The organism is Maribacter sp. MS6, assembly GCF_056839185.1.
This window is the reverse complement of the sequence record NZ_CM166389.1, coordinates 1,935,034-1,955,595: the sequence shown is the minus strand read 5'-3', so window position 1 is coordinate 1,955,595 and position 20,562 is coordinate 1,935,034. Positions and strand designations below refer to the sequence as shown.

The following is a 20,562-nucleotide window of genomic DNA, read 5'->3' as shown; positions in this document are numbered from 1 at the left end:
TGCTTTTTGTTAGTATAATTATGATGTTAAGTTTTTAGTCTTTTAAATTTTCTAAGGTTTTCCAAACTTCTAGTAACGCTCTTGGTACATGAAAACAGCCTTTCCACTTCCCACCTTTTAGATTTAATGAGACCGTTCCTTGTTTGTTGAGGTAGCCGAACCATTCGCCTCCATTTTCTATATCCCGAAAATGCTCCCATGTATAGTCGTGCACTTTTTTAAACCATATCGCCGCTTTAGGATTTTGGTTATAAGCGTAAGTTTTTGCCAAAGCTACCAAGGTTTCTAAATGCACCCACCACAATTTTTGGTCGTGTTCTAACTGTTGTGGTGGATAGCCCTTGCAGTCCATAAAGTATAGGATGCCTCCATGTTTATTGTCCCATCCGTATTCCAGTTGTTGGAACATTATTTTTTCTGCTTTGTTGATGAGGGCAGTATCGTTTTTACGAATACCCAAGTTCATGATAAACCACATGGCCTCTATCGCATGGCCAGGATTTATTAGTCTGCCTTCAAAACTATCTACAAATTCTCCAGTATCCGAAACATTTTCCAGTATTAATCCAGTTGATTCGTCATAAAAGGTGTTCATAACCAAATTTATAACGCTATCTGTTACCTCGGAAACCTTCTCCAAACCAAGTAAAGGTTCTAACTCCAAGGAAAGATTACATAAGATCATGGGCAGGGCAAAGTTCTGCATAGAACGGGTGCCTGGGAAAGTTTTATCGTATTTGCCTTTAGGATTATGACGTCTTTGAAGGATATGTTCAAAGGTAGTTTTGGCAATTTCAGCATACTTCTCTTGCGGGTCTATTTCATATAACCTACCAAAGGCCATGGCGGCAAAACAGTCTGAAAATATATTGTACGGCTGTACCAAGGGCACTCCTTTTTGGTTCAAGGAAAAGTACCAATCGCCCTGTGGATCTCGGCCATGGTTTACAAGGAAATCAGCACCGAGTTTTGCGATGTCTTTCCAGTTTTGCTTCCCTTCTACCTGCTGAAATAAAGTAGAAAACATCCAAACTTGTCGTGCTTGTAGCCAAATAAATTTATCCGTATCATAAACTTTTCCCTTTGGTGTAATACAGGTGAAATACCCGCCAAATTCCTGATCTAAAGAATGCTTCTCCCAAAAGGGTAAGATTTGATTTAGGAGTTCTTTTTTATAAAGTGCTGCGTAGTGTTTCAAGGTGCTACTTATTATTTTTATTGAATTCTTTTTGATTTGGTGATAAAGAACTCTCCATATACCTGTTGTACAAGTGACCTGCTTGTAAATAGGCCGATTGTGGACTCATAAAATGAGAGAATTCGAACGTAATCGCTTTTGCGCAGCCGGCTTTCTTTGCGGCCTTTAGTTTAAATAGCAGTTTTTCCCACTTAATAGGTAAAAATTTGATGGGCATATCGCGATCAAAGGATTCTGAGTTGGTCCAGGATTGTAGTTTATGTTTATCTGCTAAGCGCTTGTTAAGCTTCAGGTAATCTTCTAAGTCATTATAGTCAACATGTCCGTCTTGGAAGGCAACTATATCCACGCTATTTTTAATGCCCTCAAAGATTTCGTCCCATTCCGTTTCGTGCTCCTTTAAAGAGATGCCAGCCTCTTTGGTTATTTGATTCGATGCTGCGATGACGGCTTTTTTACCATCTATCCACGGTGAAATTAATACGGGCAAGCCGTTACTTACTGCTTTGCATTTATCAGCTAATTGGGCAATAGAGGCAACGGCTCCTTTTGTCTTTCGGCTGAGCTCCAAGCTTAAGTACCAGCCACCAAAACTAGTGTAATGTCCGTATCTATCATAAACCTCTTCTATTACGTTAAGATTTACGTCGATTTCATGTCGCATATCTCCTGTTTTCCAGTATTTTCCGCTGTCGTAGGTGCCAAAGTAAAAGGTCATCCCATGCCTGTCCGCCAACTCTAGATACAGCTTCACTAAATCTACCGGAGGAGCAAAGCAATTGTGTTCTTTGATGAGGTATTCAGAAGGGTACGTCAAGAATTGTTGATACCCGCAACGTATTAATATAACGGTATCGATACCCATAGCCTTCATGTGGGCGAAGTCGGTATCCCATTCTTTTGGCCCCCAGTTTTGATGAGGAATATCGTGACTAATTTCGTCTATAAAAGTTCCTGTTATTCGCATTAAAAATGGTTTCAGATTTCAGGTTCAAGGTTACGCCATTCGCCTGGACTTATTTTTTAAGGTGATCCCACCAATATTTTTTTAGTACTACACTTGTCACAATCAATACTGCACTCCATAGCACCATTTCCGTATTTTGGCGCAACATAAAATACATTGGAATAAGTACTTGAGACATCTGCCAAATAATACCGATGACCACGTTAAAACTATCGCGTTTAAAGTCCATATTAGGGATAAAGCTAGGGTCCTCTTCCATAACCTCTTTTTTAATAGGTTTCCAAAAACCCCATGGTTTTGTTTGTTTGTAAAATGTTTTTATTTGTGCGCGATTGGGTAGTGGTTCTATGTAGGTGCCAACAATACATCCAAGTAGAGCGAAAAGAAAAATAAGTGGAAATACAAAAATATCTACGTAATCAGGGAAGAAGATAAATTTTACTGTTGAGGCGATTAAACCAAATAGCATTCCCCAGAAATAGCCATTACCAGAAAAACGCCACCAGACCCATTTTAAAACGTTGGCTGCAACATAACCACCATATAGTGAGGAACTAAGCCATAGTATTAAACTATTTAGAGAACCTGCATTAAAACCAAATCCTATTCCTACCATCACCAAAGCTAAAGATGAGATGATACTTAGTTGCACTAGTTTTTTATCTGGTGCGCCTGGGTTGATATATTTTTTATAGATGTCGTTTACAATGTATGCAGGTGCGGAGTTCACGAAAGCTGCAAAGGTTCCCATAAAGGCTGCTAAGAAACCTGCAAGCATTAAACCTTTTAACCCTACAGGTAAAAATTTATTGATGGCCATCGGTAGTACCTGTTCAAAATCAAGATTATCGCCCATAGCAGCTAATTCCGGACCCAAATATACAAGCGCTAGAACGGCAAAGCCGATAATCATAAAATAACGTGGGATATACAGCACACAAATGGTCAAAAAACTCATCTTTGCAGCCTCAGCCGGTGTTTTTGTGGCCAAAATTCGTTGCATATCGTAGCTAGGAACTGGCCCTGCAATGGAGGCAAAGACCCCTTTAAGTACCATCAATATGAAAAGTATACCAAATAGGTCAAATCCGTCGGATGCTATTTTGTTGTTTACTTGGGGAAAGGCTGAGTTGCTCCAGTCCAAATCTAGGTTCCACCCAAACCAAAGGGTATCCCATGTGTTCGGCACCACCGCTGCAATCTGCTCTGCAGTTACCTTATTATAAGCAACGATTCCCACACCAATGCAGGCGATTGTCATTATAACAAACTGCATTACTTCGGTTGCGACAACACTATGCATACCTCCTTTTACAGTGTATAAGGACGTGAGACCACAAATAATAAGTGCATAGCTTCTTGCGGAGGAAATTTTATAGCCTAAGAAATCAAAAGCCATATCCCAAGGAAGGATAGAGGTACAATACTTACCAATCCCTTCAAAGAAATAGGCGATAAAACCCAAAACACTAATAACGGCAAAAATTACAATGATAATATGTGATAGTTTAGCACCACGACCATCTCCAAAACGAAAGGTAATCCATTCCGCGCCGGTCATTACACTAGAGCGGCGCATCCAAATAGCGAGGTAGACGAAGACAAATACTTGGTTCCATACCGGCCAGAGCCAAGGTAGCCAAGCACTTTTTAAGCCATAAACAAATAGAATACCTACGGACCACATGGTGCCTGAAATATCGAACATTCCCGATGCGTTGCTAAGTCCTAGATAGTACCACGGTAGTTCGTTGCCACCTAAAAAGTAGGATTCTAGATTTTTTGAAGATTTTTTGGAAAGGTAAAAGCCAAGTGCCAAAACTCCAACAACATAGGCAATTACGATTCCTATATCCCAAGGGGAGAGTGTCATTTGGTTGGTTGCATTAGTTTGAATTTTCTAAGATAGGAAATGTTTAGATGACGTCGGTTGTTTTTCACTCTGTGAATCTGAGAAAAAAGTTGTTAATATTTCCCCTATTGGTAGTGAAAATATAGAGCTGTAAGGTACAAAAGTGAAGAAGGTAGTTTACGTTGCGGTTAGATTAAAATGAATAATGGGGATACATTGATGAAATGTATCCCCATTATTGGTGTGATTACCGTTACCTTGATTAGAGGTTAAGTAGTGGTCTTGACCATTGAATTCGTTTGTTTTCTTGTTGATTAGAAAAGAGAACAAATTTTCTCGAAGTCTTTGGATTGTGATTGATGAAGGTATTCATGATCGTTGTTTTTGATGATTGATGTGTTGTTCAAATCGTGATTAGCGATTAAAGTTTCGGTATTGCGCCCATTGCGCTCGTTTACTACTACTAAAAGAAGAGAAATACCGTCCTGTTCTAGATTCTGTTGCTGTTGCTGTAATTGATGCTTTCATGATTGTTGTTTTTAAATTGATGATTGTTTTTGAATTGATGAATGATATGTTGTTTAAACCGTATTAGCGATTAAAATGTCTGTACCCCGCCCATTGTGCTCTTTTACTTTTACTAAAGGATGAGAAGTACTGTCCTGTTCTAGATTCTGTTGCTGTTGCTGTGATTGATGCTTTCATGATTTTATGATTTATAATTGATTAATAATTTTATGTTGATACAAATATGTATTGTTTTAGCTTCGCTTGGGATTTACTTTTTCTTAATTGTTGGTTTAGTTCTCCAAACTGTTGTTATTCGATTCCAGGTCAATACTTATCGATTAAATTTTCTATATCCTGCCCATTGTGCTCTTTTACTTTTGCTAAAGGTTGAAAAGCACTGGCCTGTAATAGATTCTGTAGCTGTTGCTGAGATCGATGCTTTCATAATTTCTAGTGTATACTAGTGTTGCTAATAGTTATTTGTTACTGACTTACAACTAATAGACGATGGTGAGTTTGTTTTGTTACAGTACTATGTATAAAAAGGTACTATATTGTATAATATTTAACATTTATGCCCTATTTGGAAGATAGTTCTACGGGGTAAAGACGGGATAGCAGTGTTGATTTTAAAAGAGGTGATTAATTTAACGGTATAGTCTATCCTGTTCTACCGTGTAACAGTTTACATCTCAGCCTATTTTTTATACCTAAATTTAATAGGAACATATCCGAGTTTTGGGATTGTTTTAAAGATGTATTACACTCGACTTATACGATGAGTATACAGTACTACTGGTTCTATTTTAAATTTATAGCATGATAATCCTTTAACTCCTTATGCTTGGACTCTACATCTTATGGATGAATTACGTATCTCATTCCGTCGAAAACATGTATTGAGACACCGTATGATAAGTTTCACCCGGCCTTAATTCAATAGACGGAAAATCCTTTTGATTAGGGGAATCCGGAAAATGTTGGGTCTCCAAACAAAATGCGGACCGAAAATCATCTTTGGCACCAGATTTTAGGGTATTCACAGCGTTCATAAAATTACCACAATAGAATTGTATTCCAGGTTCTTGTGTATAAACATCCATTACAATGCCAGAAATATCACCGACCACCTTTGCAGCATGGGCAAGCTCCAATTCATCATGTCCATTTAATACAAAATTATGGTCGTAGCCTCCACCAAAGCTTAGTTGTTCGTCGGAAACCCCGATATGTTCCCCAATAGGAGTCAGTTCCCTAAAATCGAAGGGAGTTCCCTCTACCGGTCTTAGCTCTCCTAGAGGAATCAGGCCTTGGTCTACAGGCGTAAACGCGTCGGCATTTATCTGTAAACGATGATTTAGAATCGTACCGCTACCTTCACCATTGAGATTAAAATAAGCATGGTTGGTCAGATTAACAATAGTAGGCTTGTCCGAAGTTGCCTTATACTCTACTTTAACACTATTATCTTCCGTTAGGGAGTAAACGACTACGGACTTAAGGTTGCCAGGGAATCCTTCTTCCATATCCGGTGAGGTGTAACGTAATTCCAAGGTATACGCATTGGGTTGGTTTGCATCCCAAACTTTATCTTGAAAACCATTTTCGCCACCGTGCAAGGCGTTGGCGTTATTGTTTGGGGCTATGGTATATTTCTTTCCATCAATTTTGAATTTACCTGCTGCAATACGATTTCCAACTCTACCAATGGTTGCTCCGAAGTAGGATTCTGGTCCCTTTACGTACGCTTCGGTACTTTCCCTTCCTATACAAACATCCACTAATTTTCCGTTTTTGTCGGGTGTCCACAAGCCTACTATTCTGCCGCCATAATTTGTCATCGCCATTTGAAGCGACCCTTTTTTAAGCCAATATAACTTCACCTGTTTCCCGTCTAATATCGTATCGAAGTCAGATGCCTTCAAATTAGATTCAAAACTCGTTTCCACGTTAGGTTGCGCCTTTTTTAATGAATCTTTGTTTTTCGCTTCCTTGCACGATTGCAATACCATTATTATAGCAAGGAGCACAAACAAGATAGAGTGTTGTTTATTAGGTTTCATACTGTGAAATGTATTTGTTTCTATTTTTTTCGTTCAATTTTCTAAAGAGGTCCGCTTCGTCCTGTCTGTAGGGAGTGCCGTTTTTTTGGAACACTTCATGAAACCATTCGTCGGGCTCGGAAATATTCTCTATAGGCGTATCCCACATATATTTGGTATTTGATTACCCGGCCACTTATCCCCAATTGATTTATCGCTGTACTGCGTTAAAGTTTGCACCTGTCATCCAATCGAATTTCTTATACCAATTTTCGGCTTTCTCGACCGACCATTTATTTTTACCAAGACCTTTTCCTGTGCCGTTCCTATAAACGCTGTACAAAATAGCAGCGCAATAGTAGTGGTTTTTCATGTGTTCTCAAATTACATGTATTGTAGAACCTAGTTTGTCATTGAACTGAATTTCAAATGGTTTAGCGTTTTTTATGTTCGGTGTCATACTAGTTTTGACTGAGTCGGCACTTTGGTTACAGCTATTTTTCTGAAGTATCCGGGGCTACTCCCTCAAAGGTCATTACGATTGGTTTTATGGTACCATCTTCATTGAACTCCATTTTATCCATACAGGTGACACGGTGATCACGATCTTCATTTGGGATTGGTCTCCGGTGGTACACCATAATGTACTCGTCAGAATCCTGTCTTTTAATAACCGAGTGATGCCCCGCGCCAGTTGCTATATCTCCCTCGCCCGACTCTAAAATAGTTCCTATGCGTTTATAGGGTCCAGTTGCTTTTTCGGCCATGGCATAGGCTACTTTATAGCTCCCGTTTGTCCAACCGCCTTCGGACCACATAAAGTAATAGATACCGTTTCTCAAAAACATGAACGGACCTTCAACATAACCTTCTGGTGTAATTTCCTTGAACGGATTGCCGTCTTCCCAAGGTATGAACCCGGTAAAGTCATCGTTCAGTTTCCCAAGGTTGCAATGACTCCATCCGCCATAGAAAAAATAATGGGTCCCATCGGTGTCCTTAAATACAAACTGGTCTATTGGCTGGGCATCATTATAGAAATCGGATACTAAGGGCTTGCCCAAATAATCCTGGTAGGGTCCGCTAGGATTATCCGCCACGGCAATACCAATACCTCCAAAATGATTAATGTCGTTGTTGGGGTCGTAGCCATCCCTACTCGGTCGTTGTACGTCATTGGCACCAAAAAAGAGATAATATTTGTCTTCTTTTTCAATAATTGAAGGTGCCCATAACGCTTGTCGCAGCCATTTTATTTTCGTGGTATCCAAAATACGTTCGTGTTTTTCCCAGTCTACCAGATTCTTAGAAGAGAAAGCATCGAAGTGTAGTTGTTTGTCATAATCATCGGAAAAGGTTGGGAATACCCAATAGGTGTCATCAAAGACGATACCTTCTGGATCGGCGTACCAACCTTCGAACAAAGGATTGTTATTTTCGTTGGTTTCTTGAGAAATACAGGTTGTACCCAAAAGAACAAAAAGAAGAAGTACGTATGATTTTTGCATTCGTATTGAAATTTATAATTAGTAATTATTTTATCTAAAAGTTTTAATGTAACTACAATTAATTTGCCAAATAGCTTTATTTTTTAAATCCGAAGTTAGTTTTTCAGAGTTGAACTCCGATTTCAGTTTTTCTCTACCGTAACATAGCTACTCATTTATTTCTCCGATTACTTCTAGATTTATATTCTTAACCGTATCTATATCCATCTTATCCACTTTTCTGTCGTAAGTCATAAAGCCGTTAACCTCTCCTTCTACATCGGTAGTTTGGGTATAAATTGCACCGGAAAAGCCCGCTTTGACCAATTTTTTTAGTTCCTTGGCATAAGCCACATATTGAGCGGTCGTTTCTTTGGAGTTTTTAAATTTCACATAGCCCCAATTGTTATCTGGTTTCCATAGATGATTTTTTACGGCCAAACCTATGCCACCGTATTCGCCAAGCACATTGGTACGCTCGGCGTCATAGAGATACATTGCCGGTCCTGGGTAATTATGTAGGTCTACAATATCACCCGTTCGGTAAAAGTTACCGCCACTTGCAGCATTAACAAGTCGACTCGGGTCATAGGCCTTGGTCCAATCAGCGATTTCTTCAGTCTTGAATTGGCCCCAAGCCTCATTAAAAGGAACCCATGATACGATACTTGGATTGGAATATAGGTAATCTATAATACCCTTCCATTCTTTGCGGTAGATAGCCTCTGATTCCGCTGTTCTTCTGAATTCGGGACCGTCGAAATACTTCCGCATCTGCCATTGTGGCCCATCATCCCCGTTGGGCATGTCCTGCCAAACCAAAACACCCAATCGATCACAGTGCGTGTACCACCGTGCTGGCTCCACCTTAACATGCTTACGGATTAAGTTAAAACCAAGTTCCTTAGTTTTTTCTATATCGTATTTTAGGGCTTCGTCCGTAGGTGCGGTATAGAGTCCGTCTGGCCACCAACCCTGATCTAACGGGCCAAACTGAAAATAATCTTGGTTGTTTAGTTGCATCCTCATCACCCCATAGTCATCTTTTTTTATAGCTATTTTTCGCATACCGAAATAACTACTGACCTGATCTGTCATTTTTCCATCACATATCAAGCTAATGGAAAGGTCATAAAGAAAAGGAGATTCTGGAGACCATAACTTTAGATTGTCTATTGGGATTGTTATGTCTTCACCTATGGTTGCTTTGGCAGTGGCTATTGTGGTGCCGTCATCGAATACCGAAACGACTATTAAGTCTCCATAGGATGCACCTTCTGCCAAAGTGGAAACCTTTATTGTTCCGTTATCGATATCTGGCACTGTCTTTATTTGGGTAATGTATTGTTTAGATACAGGTTCCAACCATACGGTTTGCCAAATGCCCGTGACCGGTGTATACCATATGCCCTCAGGTTTTTTTACCTGCTTTCCCCTAGGCTGGGGGCCTTCATCGGTTGGGTCCCAAACCTTTACTATGATGGTTTGTTTTCCATCTTCAAGAAAAGGACTAATATTGAACGAAAAAGGCGTGAAGCCGCCTTCGTGTTGCCCTATTTTAACAGTATTCAACCAAATTTCAGCTCGCCAGTCCACAGCTCCAAAATGCAGCAGAATATCCTTGCCTTCCCATTCTGATGGGATCGCGAACTGGGTTTGGTACCAGAGTTCATTTTTTGACCCTACTTCTTTCATTACACCCGATAAACTTGACTCCGCAGCAAAAGGGACTAAGATTTTTCCATCGAAACTTGAGGGCAGGGTTTTGTCTTTTGGGATTATGGCATAATCCCAAAGACCGTTCAGGTTCTTCCACTGTTCCCGTTCCATAATCGGACGGGGATATTCGGACAAAACATTTTCGTGGTCGATGTTTGGTCCCCATGCTGTTTTTAGTTTATCTCCGGCTGGTTTCCATTGTGCAACTAAACTAGAGCTTAAAAATAATAGGGCCAATACAAGAAGGTATCTTACCATGATTTGTTTTTAAGTTGAGCATCATTAAAAGGGATTAAGTTACTACATTTTATCATGACTTTAAATGCCTTGTTAAAGTAGTTGTAGGGTAATAGCCTAGTGTATTAAGAAACTTCCCGCGATACTATTATTTTGAAACAGATTTCAGGAATCTTGTTATAAATTAACCTCATTGTGATTCATTCAAAAGTCAAGCTTCCTGTTTTCTCAAAATAGCTTGTAAGCGTTGGCTCCCATTTGTTCGTGAAGTTGGAAGACCATAAATGTTGTCAAGGTATGTTTGAATCTCTACAAAAAAAGTGATCTCGGCAAGAATCGAACTACAAACGGTAGGCCCTTATTTTACTGATGTTGCACTTGTTTACTAATCGTAATGTTGACGATTTGTGAACTTTTTCATGATTTTTCTTCCGTCATAACAAATGTAGGCAAATGGAGCTAAACGGATACAAAACTCATTTAATCTGTGATTTTTGAAAAAGTTTTGAAAAACGACATTTTTACCGGACCGTATATAATTCTTTCAAGGGATATAAATGCGTTAACCAATATGATTATATAGTTCAATCAAAGACAAAGTTATAGGTCAGTGAAACAAGAGGACTGTTAAGTATGGATAGCTCAAAAGCACCTAGGGGACTGTCCCCAAAAATATCACCGTTCTCCCCACCGTTCCTTTGTGTATAATAAATACTGTAGGGGTTTCTTCTTGCATATAGATTATACACGGTAAAGGTCCAATCACCGGACCATCTCTTACTTTTACTTTTAACACCCCTGATATTCCAAGAAAAATCGAGTCTATGATAGGTAGGTAGTCTAGCGTTGTTCCGCTCCAAAAAGAGCGGTGTATCTATTCCTTCTATTACTACTACCCCATTGGGAGAAGTATACGGTCTACCGGTCTGTGCGGTGAAATTAAAGCTAAGGGTGTTATAAGGGTCGGACTCTATATTCATTGTAGCGTTAAAGACATGCGTTCTGTCAAAATCCGAGGCATACCATTCATTATTATTAATTCTGTCACCGGGCTTCTCAATTTGGGAGCGTAAGCGACTTCTAGACCACGTATAGTTCATCCAACCATTGATAGTGCCCTCTGGTTTTCTTAAGCTGAATTCAGCTCCATACGCCTGTCCTTCGCCTTGTACCAGATCCCTGTTTATGGTTTCGCTCAGAAAAAAATCGGCACCGGGCTTATAGGTCAAAATGTTATCGACCTCCCTATAATATCCTTCCAGTCCAAGTTGTATGGCGTTATTGTTTACATTCTTATATATTCCAAAGCCATAGCTATCGCTTACCTGTGGCAATACCGTGGGGTCCGAAGTCTTCCATCTAGAAGTGGGTACTGGCGTAGTGTTATTATAAATATTCTGTAAATATTGGTTTAGACGAGCGTAGCTTGCCTTCAATGAAGTAGTTTCGTCCAATTTTAAGTTGAGTCCCAATCGTGGTTCAAGACCGTTATAGGTTTTTACTCCCGCCCCTTTTTCAAATGATGTTGTACCTAACAATTCCCCGCTGAAGTCGTCAAACGTATTTTGTGTATATGGACCGACAAGGACAAAATGGTTAAAACGTAGTCCGGCGGAAATGGAAAGTGTTTCAATCGGTGTCCAATTGACATTGCCATAGCCCGAGAATTCATAGCTGATTTCATTTTCCAAGGATATTGGAAGCACATTTTCGGCCGACCCAGGGTCAAGCGCACCAGGGTCAATGTTGTAACGGTTGACTTGCCCTCCAAGGTAATACTCCATAGCAGGACTCTTCTTTTTTGAAAATTCCGAGATAAGACTTAGGTAATTGATTTTTGAGCTATACTCTACCTCATTATCGCTATCGCGCTCTGGAAATATAATTTTGGGACTGTAGTCGCTTGCGACAACTATTGTCCTTAGATTGGAATTGTCCTTAAAACTATGGGACCAGTTGACCGTTCCGTTAAGGGTGATGAAATCGTATTGGTTGCTCTCTGCATTTATATTCTCCACAGGTGTTACCAAATCCAATTGGTAAAAATCCTTGGAAAAAAATCCGGTAAAGGTAACTTGATCGTTCTCGGTAGGAAGGTAAAGCAGTTTCACGGTGCTATCGTAGAACCTGGCTTTGGTATTTTTCAAACGTTCTGAAAAGACGGGCAATAAAAAATCGGTTACTCCGGCCCTTACTCCGGCCAATAACATTAATTTATCCTTTACAATGGGGGTTTCTATATTTAATCGGCTGGATACAAGACCTATACCGCCACTAAGTTTCAACTTGTCCACATAGGGGTTCTTTACCTTGACATCCAACACAGAGGTCGCCCTCCCCCCGTATCTGGAAGGAATATTGGCTCTGTAAATATCCGAAGAAGAGATGACATCGGGAGTGAATACGGAAAAAAGGCCGAAGAGATGGGTCGGATTAAAAACAGGGGCATAATCATAGAGAATCAGATTCTGGTCTAGGGAACCTCCACGCACGGAAAGACCATTACTGATTTCTCCCGCATTGTTCACACCAGGAAGGAGAATCATTGCTCGTAGCACGTCATATTCCCCTACCGCAGAGGGTATTTTTTTAAGCTCTTTCGATGTTAACCTCACAACGCCCATTTGTGGCACGGTTAGGTTTTCGTTCCGTGTCTTGGCCTTGACTATGACCTCTGAAAGCATTTCTTGTTGCTCCCTAAGTTCAATTTCTAAAAAAATACTTCTGTTGAGTTCAATTTCTCGAACCTCGGTCGCAAAACCGATATACGTAATGGTAGCGCGATAGTTATCGGATGGCAAGGCAATAGCGAACAGGCCATCGTCGTCGGTAAGCCCGCCACAGGAACATGGGTCAATGGAAATCTGGGTGTTTGCCAGCGGTCTGCCCATTGCTGTTATTTCAAAAGAGAGATCAAAGTTTTGGGATTGGCAGACGTATCCGTAAAATAGGATCACTATTGCTATAATACGGAAGTTTTTATGCATTTATAAACTGTTATTTATACTTTATTTACTTTTCAATTTCCAATCCACCCTTCGGGTTCAATACCAGTTCTAAATCGACTTTCAATACAGGGTGCAGAACTAACAGGTGGTTGTAAATCTTCGAAACTAAATTGCGGAGGAGGGTCTACCTCGTCTTCCAATATATCTGTCCGTTCAATAAAAATGGTTTTTACAGTGTTGGACGTCGCCGTGAATCGGCCTAAAACCACCTCTTTGTCATCAATCGTATTGAACATGTTTCCTATTACAGCTGCAGGTGGTGGTGCATCAAAATTCCCGTTATTATCGACTATATCCTGTAATCTGCGATAGTACTGGTAGGCATCAAAGGATAGGGATAATTGTTCCAACGAAACAACAATATTTTCATTGGTATATAGCGGTACGGTTGCCACAGGATATTCCTCGATAATTGTGCCATTGGTAAATTTATCGTCTAGAATTTCAATGGACTCGTTGAGCCGTATAGTCCAGCAGGGTGTTTCGCAGCCGTAGGTATAATATGGTGGTCTTGGATTAACTCCAGGCGGAAGAGGGAATACTGTCGGTGGATTTGTTTCACATTCCCCATTTCTAAAAATACCATTATCACAAACCTTACATAAAATCAATTTTTCGTAAGACCGGAATCGCCAGAGATAATAATTCTTGGTTTCTGCTGGTTCATTAAAACTCACCGCTATATGGTGCCCTGGCACAAATTTACCCGAATTTTCCCTAAAAAACACCTCCTTTTCATAAGTTGAGGATATATCATTAATAGGTACTGAGGGGATAACTGTTTCCGGCAAGGATTTATATGTGCTGCCGTCAGTTAAAGTGACGTTCAGTTCCCAAGTTTCACCTGTGGCGACCATAAAGTCATCTGGTGTAACATAGGTATCTATTTGCTCTCGTAACGTAACCGATTCCCCAGAATCTAAATTGTCAAAAGTGACCATAGCGCCATCTTGAAATATGTTTCTGTATATACCGAATTCATTACTGGTTCTCTGAATATTAACGAATGAAGCGCCCAGTGTTGAGCTTGCCTGACCTTCTATTATAATCAAACCCTCCTCAAATTGAAATTCTGGAGTAACGGGGTCTATACAACCAAGAAATACTATAGACAAAATGCTAAAAAGACAGGCTAGTTGAAATCCTTTTGTAATGATCTTTACATTCATGATATATCTACTAGCGAACTATGTTCCAGGCTAAAGCTTTGTGAGTCCAATTATTAAAGGATAAACGACAGTTACCCATGCTAATAAAGTTAGACTATTGGAGTTGAACAAAAAAATTGAAAACTATCTTTCTGACTATTGGATTGTTGTTAATTATATGGTTAGGCTTAATTTTTAATAAAATCAGGTAGTTAATAAATTAATTGCTAGTTGCTAAATACATATAAATTTTGGCTGCTGTTTGAATTATTCAATCTAAACTTAGGAAATTGAAATCTAACTTTTCAATTTCCAATCCACCCTTCGGGTTCAATACCAGTTCTAAATCTACTTTCTACACAAGGGGCGAAACTAATAGGATTTCCGATTGGAGGATCAGTTTCAAAACTGAATATGGGTGGCGGGTCTACTTCGTCTTCCGATATATCCGTTCGTTCAATAAAAATGGTTTTTACAGTGTTGGACGTCGCCGTGAATCGGCCTAAAACCACCTCTTTGTCATCAATCGTATTGAACATGTTTCCTATTACAGCTGCAGGTGGTGGTGCATCAAAATTCCCGTTATTATCGACTATATCCTGTAATCTACGATAGTACTGGTAGGCATCAAAGGATAGTGATACCTGTTCTAACGAAATAACAATGTTTTCATTGGTATATAAAGGGACGGTTGCCACAGGATAATCCTTTATGACTGCGCCATTTGTAAATTTATCGTCAAGAATTTCAATAGATTCGTTAAAACGAATGGTCCAACATGGCACTTCGCAGCCGTATGTATAATATGGCGCTCTTCTAGGAACACCAGGAGGAAGTACTGCGGGTGGTATAGGATTGCCTTCACATTCCCCATTTCTAAAAATAGCATTGTCACAAACTTTGCATAAAATCAATTTTTCGTAAGACCGGAATCGCCAGAGATAATAATTCTTGGTTTCTACTGGTTCATTAAAACTCACCGCTATACGGTGCCCTGGCACAAATTTACCCGAATTTTCCCTAAAAAATAACTCTTTTTCATATGTTGAGGATATTTCGTCAATGGGCACTGGGGCAATAGCTGTTTCCGGCAAGGATTGGTAAGTGCTGCCATCAGTTAAAGTGACGTTCAGTTCCCAAGTTTCACCTGTGGCGACCATAAAGTCATCTGGTGTAACATAGGTATCTATTTGCTCTTGTAACGTAACCGATTCCCCAGAATCTAAATTGTCAAAAGTGACCATAGCGCCATCTTGAAATATGTTTCTGTATATACCGAATTCATTACTGGTTCTCTGAATATTAACGAATGAAGCGCCCAGTGTTGAGCTTGCCTGACCTTCGATTATAATCAAACCCTCCTCAATTTGAAAATCTGGTGCTACTGGGTCAATACAGCCTAAAAGAAGAATAGAGAGAAAGAAACTCAATACTATCACGCCAAAACGTACTGAATAAATTTCTACTGTTTTTTTAAGTATCTCAAAATAATCCTTAATTATCATCTTAAATATACTCAAATTAATTACCGCTAAAATGGCAATTACATCAAAGACTGTTAACTAACATTTTATCACCTGTTTTAAGAGGTAGGGTATGATGTTTATTCTGACCCAATCCTCATCTAAAATCTTAGCGTAATTCATCAGTGAAAGAATCCGGTCGGTTTAGCAGTATTTCAGTAGATAGGGGTGGGTAGATAGCGGACAAGGTGCGCGCTTAAAATATTGTCGCCTCGGTAACCCTTAAGATTCGGAGCGAACTTGCTTCCTCAGAATCGAACTACAAACGGTAGGCCTTCATTTTGCTGATGTTGCGCTTATTTACTAACCGTAATGTTGACGATTTGTGAACTTTTTTGTGATTTTTCTTCCGTCATAACAAAGGTAGGCAAATGGAGCTAAATGAATGTATTTCAGTCGATTTACACACAAGTTCCTAGTATTTTTATTGTAAACAAGGTTTCTAGGAAAGCAATTCTATGAATTTCATTATCTGAAACTGTAGGCTTCCTCATAATTAGTTGAATAAACCTGTTCTACACAGAACTACTTCAGCCCCAACTTTTCCAAATCATAAAAATAAAAGTTCTTTTCGTCGTTCATAGCAACGAAAAGACCATTGGGGAATTGATTATTTAGTGGTACGGTAACAACTTCACAACCATCCGTTTCAGTAGTCATAAGGTTAACAGCTTTGATAAAGGAATTGTCCTCTGTGGAAAAAATATTGAATTCGCCCTTCTGTTGATTGGAAACAATAAGATAACCATGGCCATCTGCATAAGTAGCAATTGCAATACCTTCAATATCTTCTGAAAAATAACCTCCACCAAAGCATGAAATTTCTTCATCGCCCATTTTGGGTTCTGCATGGTATTTTTTGATACAGACCCCTTCATCAGAATAATAAACAAATCCATTTTCATCATCGACCGCAATAGCCTCAATTTCTTTTTGACCACTAAAAGAACCAAATTTACGTACCAAATTTGTTTTTATTCCAGTAGTATCGGCTACTAAGGCATACTGATAAAGATACCCATTGACAGGCCCTGTTTTTCTACCCACAATGGCATAGACTACGGAATCTTTTGGGGATTTGTATAAGCTTATTCCCATCGGCAATCGATTCTCCAAAAGTTCCTCATCAATAAAAACAGGAAAGCCGCCAAGGTCCAAAGGCTCCATATCGGGTACGGAAAATATTCTAATCTGTTGTTTTTCCCTTTCTGTGAAAACGAGTATGTCGGTTGTTGTGGAATCATTCAGTTTAAAACCATATTCCACATCGACATTGTTTGGTCGTTCGATGTTTCTTATGGTCTTGTCCGCTATTATTTTTCCTGCCAAATCAAAGGCATAAATAGCACCGTTAGTTTCCTTGTCCGTTCCAAATACAATGCTTTTTTCTGGGTGGGATGGATGTACCCATATAGCGGGGTCATCCGTATCGTTCAAGGTAAATTCGGTAATGATGTCCGGTTCAATCGGGGGCAATTTACTTTGATTACACCCTGCATAAATTATAAGTGCTAAAATGGAATATAGAATTCTTTTCATCATGTTGGAATATTTAGAACAAAACCGCCCTTCTTACCCAAAGGACGGCTTTATAGAGGGAATAATGGTTAGTGTTTACTTTTTGAACAGATCATACTTTAAACCAAAGGTAAATCGTTGTCCATAAAACTCTACTTGCTGCGTGCGTTCCTTTATGCCTTGAAAATAACGCAATGGCTGGTTGGTAATATTGTTTAAATCTGCATATAAGCTTAGATTGGAATTCACTTGAAAGGAGGCGTTAAAATCTAGGAAAAACTGCACATCATAGTGCCTGTCTTCAAACGAATTCCCCCCGATTTCATCAATATAGGAATCAGAAAAATTAGCGGACAAACGTGCCCTAAATTTTCTATCAGCATAGCCCAGGGAACCATTAAACATATTGGGTGCAGTATTGGGTAGATCTATATCCGTTCTTACATCTCCATCTTCATTCGTAATACCGTCTGCGCTCGAAGTCAGAAACGTGTAATTAAAGTAAAGGCTGAAATTTTTCGCAAAACCAGGTAGAAAATCCAGTTGACGTTGAAATGCGAACTCCGCACCTAGTATGGTAGCAGCATCCCCATTCAAGGGTTGAAACAAATCATAACCAACCGACTCCGTACCAAACGAATTATCCGATACCTCGCTGATACTGGTAAATATAAAATCCTTGATATCCTTATAGAATACTCCACCGGAAATCAAACCTACGCTTTCAAAATAATGCTCTGCCATTACATCAAAGTTCATAGATGTTGTGGCTTCCAACTCTGGGTTCCCTATTACAATTTCGTCATCCTCGTTTATAATCTCTACCCGTGGAATGAGATCTACGTAATTAGGTCGTGCCAGGGTATTCGTCCAAGCGAGACGCAAAATGGTTCTATCCGAAATATCATACTTCAAATGGATACCGGGTAGAATATTGGTATAAGAACTTTCACCACTTACCTCTTCTACAACTATTGCTTCCTCAATACCGTTATCCTCATCTTCCTCTATAAAAGTAAGACTAAACCCTTCTGAGTCCAGTTGCGTATTTTCTACACGCACACCTGCAAGCAAACTTAACTTGTCTGAAAGCTTTTGGTTGAACATCAAATAGCCTGCCCATACATTTTCGTTTACATCATAATTTTCTGCCAAAAATTCGTCCTGTAACAGTTCACCATTCGACAGGTCTAAACGTCCCAACCAAACTTCATCCGGATATAAACCTGCTTTGTACTGGCTTCCAGCAAGAAAATCAGCATCCGTCTGATCGGTAACTGGTACATTGGCTAGCGTAGGGAAATCATCCTCCAAATCGACTTCAAAAAAATCGTTATCCCTAAACTTGTTTTTGAACCTTCCCCTTGCACCGAATTTAATGGTACCATCCCCGTTACCAAATATATCTGCCGGCAATTGAAAATTTACAAAAAGATTGATGTCTTCCTCTTCCGTATATTGATTCTCGTTGGTAATTTCATCATATTCAAAACCGTCCAAACTATTGTCATCAGAGTCATTTTCTGCCGTCATTAAAGGAAATCGGGAATCAGTATTATCATTGATCACTATGTACTCTGACGCAAAAACGGCATAACGTTCGTTTAACCGTTCTTCCGATGCCTGTGCGTAAGAAGTCATCCAATCCACTTTTAAGTTACCGAACAGATGGTTACCCCCCAAACTGTAATTTTGCATACGTTGGTCTTCCAGTCTTCTGTTCTTGCTACGTCTATCGTCCAACCCACCCTTAGTTTCTCTTACCGCCTCAACAGGAAAACGGGTTATATTACCATTGGAAATAGTAAAATCGTCTGCCGCTATATCTTCCGCATCCAAAATTTCCTGTGCCAGTACATATCTATTTTCACGATCGTCCCTCCAGTTGTACATGGTCTTTAAAAAGATGGTATTGTTCGCATCAAATTTATAATCCATGTTAGCAGAGAAACTTCTCCTTATCCGCTGTACCAAATAGGTGCGTTGCTCGTTCACGTTCGTGTACGGATTTACGTCTACGGCTTCCAAGATATCCTCGCCATCCGCATCCTGTAAACCTGTATTGAACTCAAACTCATCTGTCCACTCTGCTTCCACATTGTCCGAACCAAAGTCGTTGTCATTACCGGACACGGAGACCATCCATCCAAACTTATCGTTCTTACTTCTATCCCCCAACAAAATTGACCCGTTGAAAATGGGTTTATCCGTAATAAAATTGATTCCGGAGCCAATTGTTGCCGATAGCCTGAAACCCTGGGGCGATGTCCTTGTAATTAGATTGATGGAACCGCCCAAAGCATCGGCATCCATATCAGGGGTTACCGCCTTGCTAACCTCAATGGTTTGAATCATATCTGAGGGTATCAGATCCATCTGTACGTTTCTATTATCGCCTTCAGCAGAAGGTATTCTGCTACCGTTTAAGGTAACTGAATTCAGTTGTGGGGAAAGACCACGAACAATAACATTTCTAGCTTCTCCTTGGTCGACCTGCATGGTAATACCTGGAATACGCTTTACGGCATCACCAATATTGGCATCGGGAAATTTACCAATCTGGTCAGTAGAAACTACATTTGTAATATTAAGGTTGTTCTTTTGGGTATTCAATGCTTTGGATTGACCGCCCAAACCATAAGCAGTAACTTCAACACCATCAAGCTCGGTACTCTTAGGTTCGATAAATAATGATATTTCGGTTGTTTCGTTTGCATTGACCGAAACTTTTTGTTCTGTGTCCTCATAACCCAGATAAGAAACTTTTAGAGTATAGGTGCCTTCTGGAATACCTACTAAGGTAAATTTACCATCAAAATCTGATATTGCTCCTTTGGACAGAGTAGTAATCATAACGTTGGCTCCAGGGAGGTAAATACCATTTTCATCTGAAATCGTTCCTTGAATATTTCCCGATTGCGCAAGTAAGATAAATGGTACCAATAAAAAGTAATAGAGGAGTGTAGCTTTTTTCATTTTCTAAGGGTTCGTTAGTTGACTCCAAAGAAATTACTTAAACTATAAATTCATGTTTTCTAAATTTTAAGTATTATTTAAGTTTTAGTACCATCTGGTCCCAATTAAAGTTTAACTAACATTTTGATAACAATAAGTACTTTTCAAACAAAATGAGGTTTAAACGTAGCGTTTATCTTTTTGAATTTTATAGATTTTAAAGTTGATCATTTATAGAAATCAACTTTAAAATAATCTCAAAATTGGAGCTTACCACTTTTTCTAAAAAGGATTAACTTCACTATTGAAAACTTGTGAACGGCTAAATAAAGGTATTTTGCATTAAATGAACCAAGCTGAATTATACCAATTATAATTGATACTTATTAAATATCAGC

Annotated in this window: 13 protein-coding genes; all 13 read right to left on the bottom strand. The window is 39.4% G+C overall.

Annotated elements, in window-relative coordinates; all coding sequences use genetic code 11:
- Window positions 1-34: 34 nt before the first annotated feature.
- The gene (locus MS6x_RS08655) at window positions 35-1,198 is read right to left on the bottom strand and encodes a n-acyl-d-glucosamine 2-epimerase (RefSeq protein WP_482606879.1); all 1,164 of its coding nucleotides are present in this window, start codon (window positions 1,196-1,198) and stop codon (window positions 35-37) included.
- A gap of 4 nt (window positions 1,199-1,202) precedes the next feature.
- Window positions 1,203-2,165, bottom strand: coding sequence for a DUF4434 domain-containing protein (locus MS6x_RS08650; protein ID WP_482606878.1), 963 nt, complete (start codon window positions 2,163-2,165; stop codon window positions 1,203-1,205).
- Between the two features lie 49 nt (window positions 2,166-2,214).
- Window positions 2,215-4,038 carry a sodium:solute symporter family protein gene (locus MS6x_RS08645; protein WP_482606877.1) on the bottom strand — a complete coding sequence of 608 codons (1,824 nt, stop codon included), beginning with the start codon at window positions 4,036-4,038 and terminating at the stop codon, window positions 2,215-2,217.
- Between the two features lie 1,367 nt (window positions 4,039-5,405).
- Window positions 5,406-6,590 (bottom strand): aldose epimerase family protein, encoded by a 1,185-nt coding sequence (locus MS6x_RS08640; RefSeq protein ID WP_482606876.1) that lies wholly within the window; start codon window positions 6,588-6,590, stop codon window positions 5,406-5,408.
- Entirely contained in the window at window positions 6,580-6,738 is a 159-nt protein-coding gene (locus tag MS6x_RS08635) for a hypothetical protein (protein WP_482606875.1), read from the bottom strand. The genes MS6x_RS08640 and MS6x_RS08635 overlap by 11 nt, the downstream gene beginning before the upstream one ends.
- Before the next feature lie 42 nt (window positions 6,739-6,780).
- Complete coding sequence (locus MS6x_RS08630; RefSeq protein WP_482606874.1) at window positions 6,781-6,942, bottom strand: hypothetical protein; 162 nt, start codon at window positions 6,940-6,942, stop codon at window positions 6,781-6,783.
- 121 nt (window positions 6,943-7,063) lie between these two features.
- Window positions 7,064-8,077 carry a glycoside hydrolase family 43 protein gene (locus MS6x_RS08625; RefSeq protein ID WP_482606873.1) on the bottom strand — a complete coding sequence of 338 codons (1,014 nt, stop codon included), beginning with the start codon at window positions 8,075-8,077 and terminating at the stop codon, window positions 7,064-7,066.
- Window positions 8,078-8,224: 147 nt separating this feature from the next.
- Window positions 8,225-10,033: a glycoside hydrolase family 2 protein gene (locus tag MS6x_RS08620; RefSeq protein WP_482606872.1), complete on the bottom strand. Its 1,809-nt coding sequence runs from the start codon at window positions 10,031-10,033 to the stop codon at window positions 8,225-8,227.
- A 563-nt stretch (window positions 10,034-10,596) separates the two neighbouring features.
- The gene (locus tag MS6x_RS08615; RefSeq protein ID WP_482606871.1) at window positions 10,597-12,999 is read right to left on the bottom strand and encodes a TonB-dependent receptor; all 2,403 of its coding nucleotides are present in this window, start codon (window positions 12,997-12,999) and stop codon (window positions 10,597-10,599) included.
- Between the two features lie 32 nt (window positions 13,000-13,031).
- Window positions 13,032-14,189, bottom strand: a complete 1,158-nt coding sequence (locus MS6x_RS08610) for a DUF4249 domain-containing protein (protein WP_482606870.1) — start codon at window positions 14,187-14,189, stop codon at window positions 13,032-13,034.
- A gap of 284 nt (window positions 14,190-14,473) precedes the next feature.
- Entirely contained in the window at window positions 14,474-15,673 is a 1,200-nt protein-coding gene (locus MS6x_RS08605; protein ID WP_482606869.1) for a DUF4249 domain-containing protein, read from the bottom strand.
- Between the two features lie 543 nt (window positions 15,674-16,216).
- Complete coding sequence (locus tag MS6x_RS08600) at window positions 16,217-17,233, bottom strand: phytase (RefSeq protein ID WP_482606868.1); 1,017 nt, start codon at window positions 17,231-17,233, stop codon at window positions 16,217-16,219.
- A gap of 72 nt (window positions 17,234-17,305) precedes the next feature.
- Window positions 17,306-20,185: a TonB-dependent receptor gene (locus MS6x_RS08595; protein ID WP_482606867.1), complete on the bottom strand. Its 2,880-nt coding sequence runs from the start codon at window positions 20,183-20,185 to the stop codon at window positions 17,306-17,308.
- Window positions 20,186-20,562: the final 377 nt, after the last annotated feature.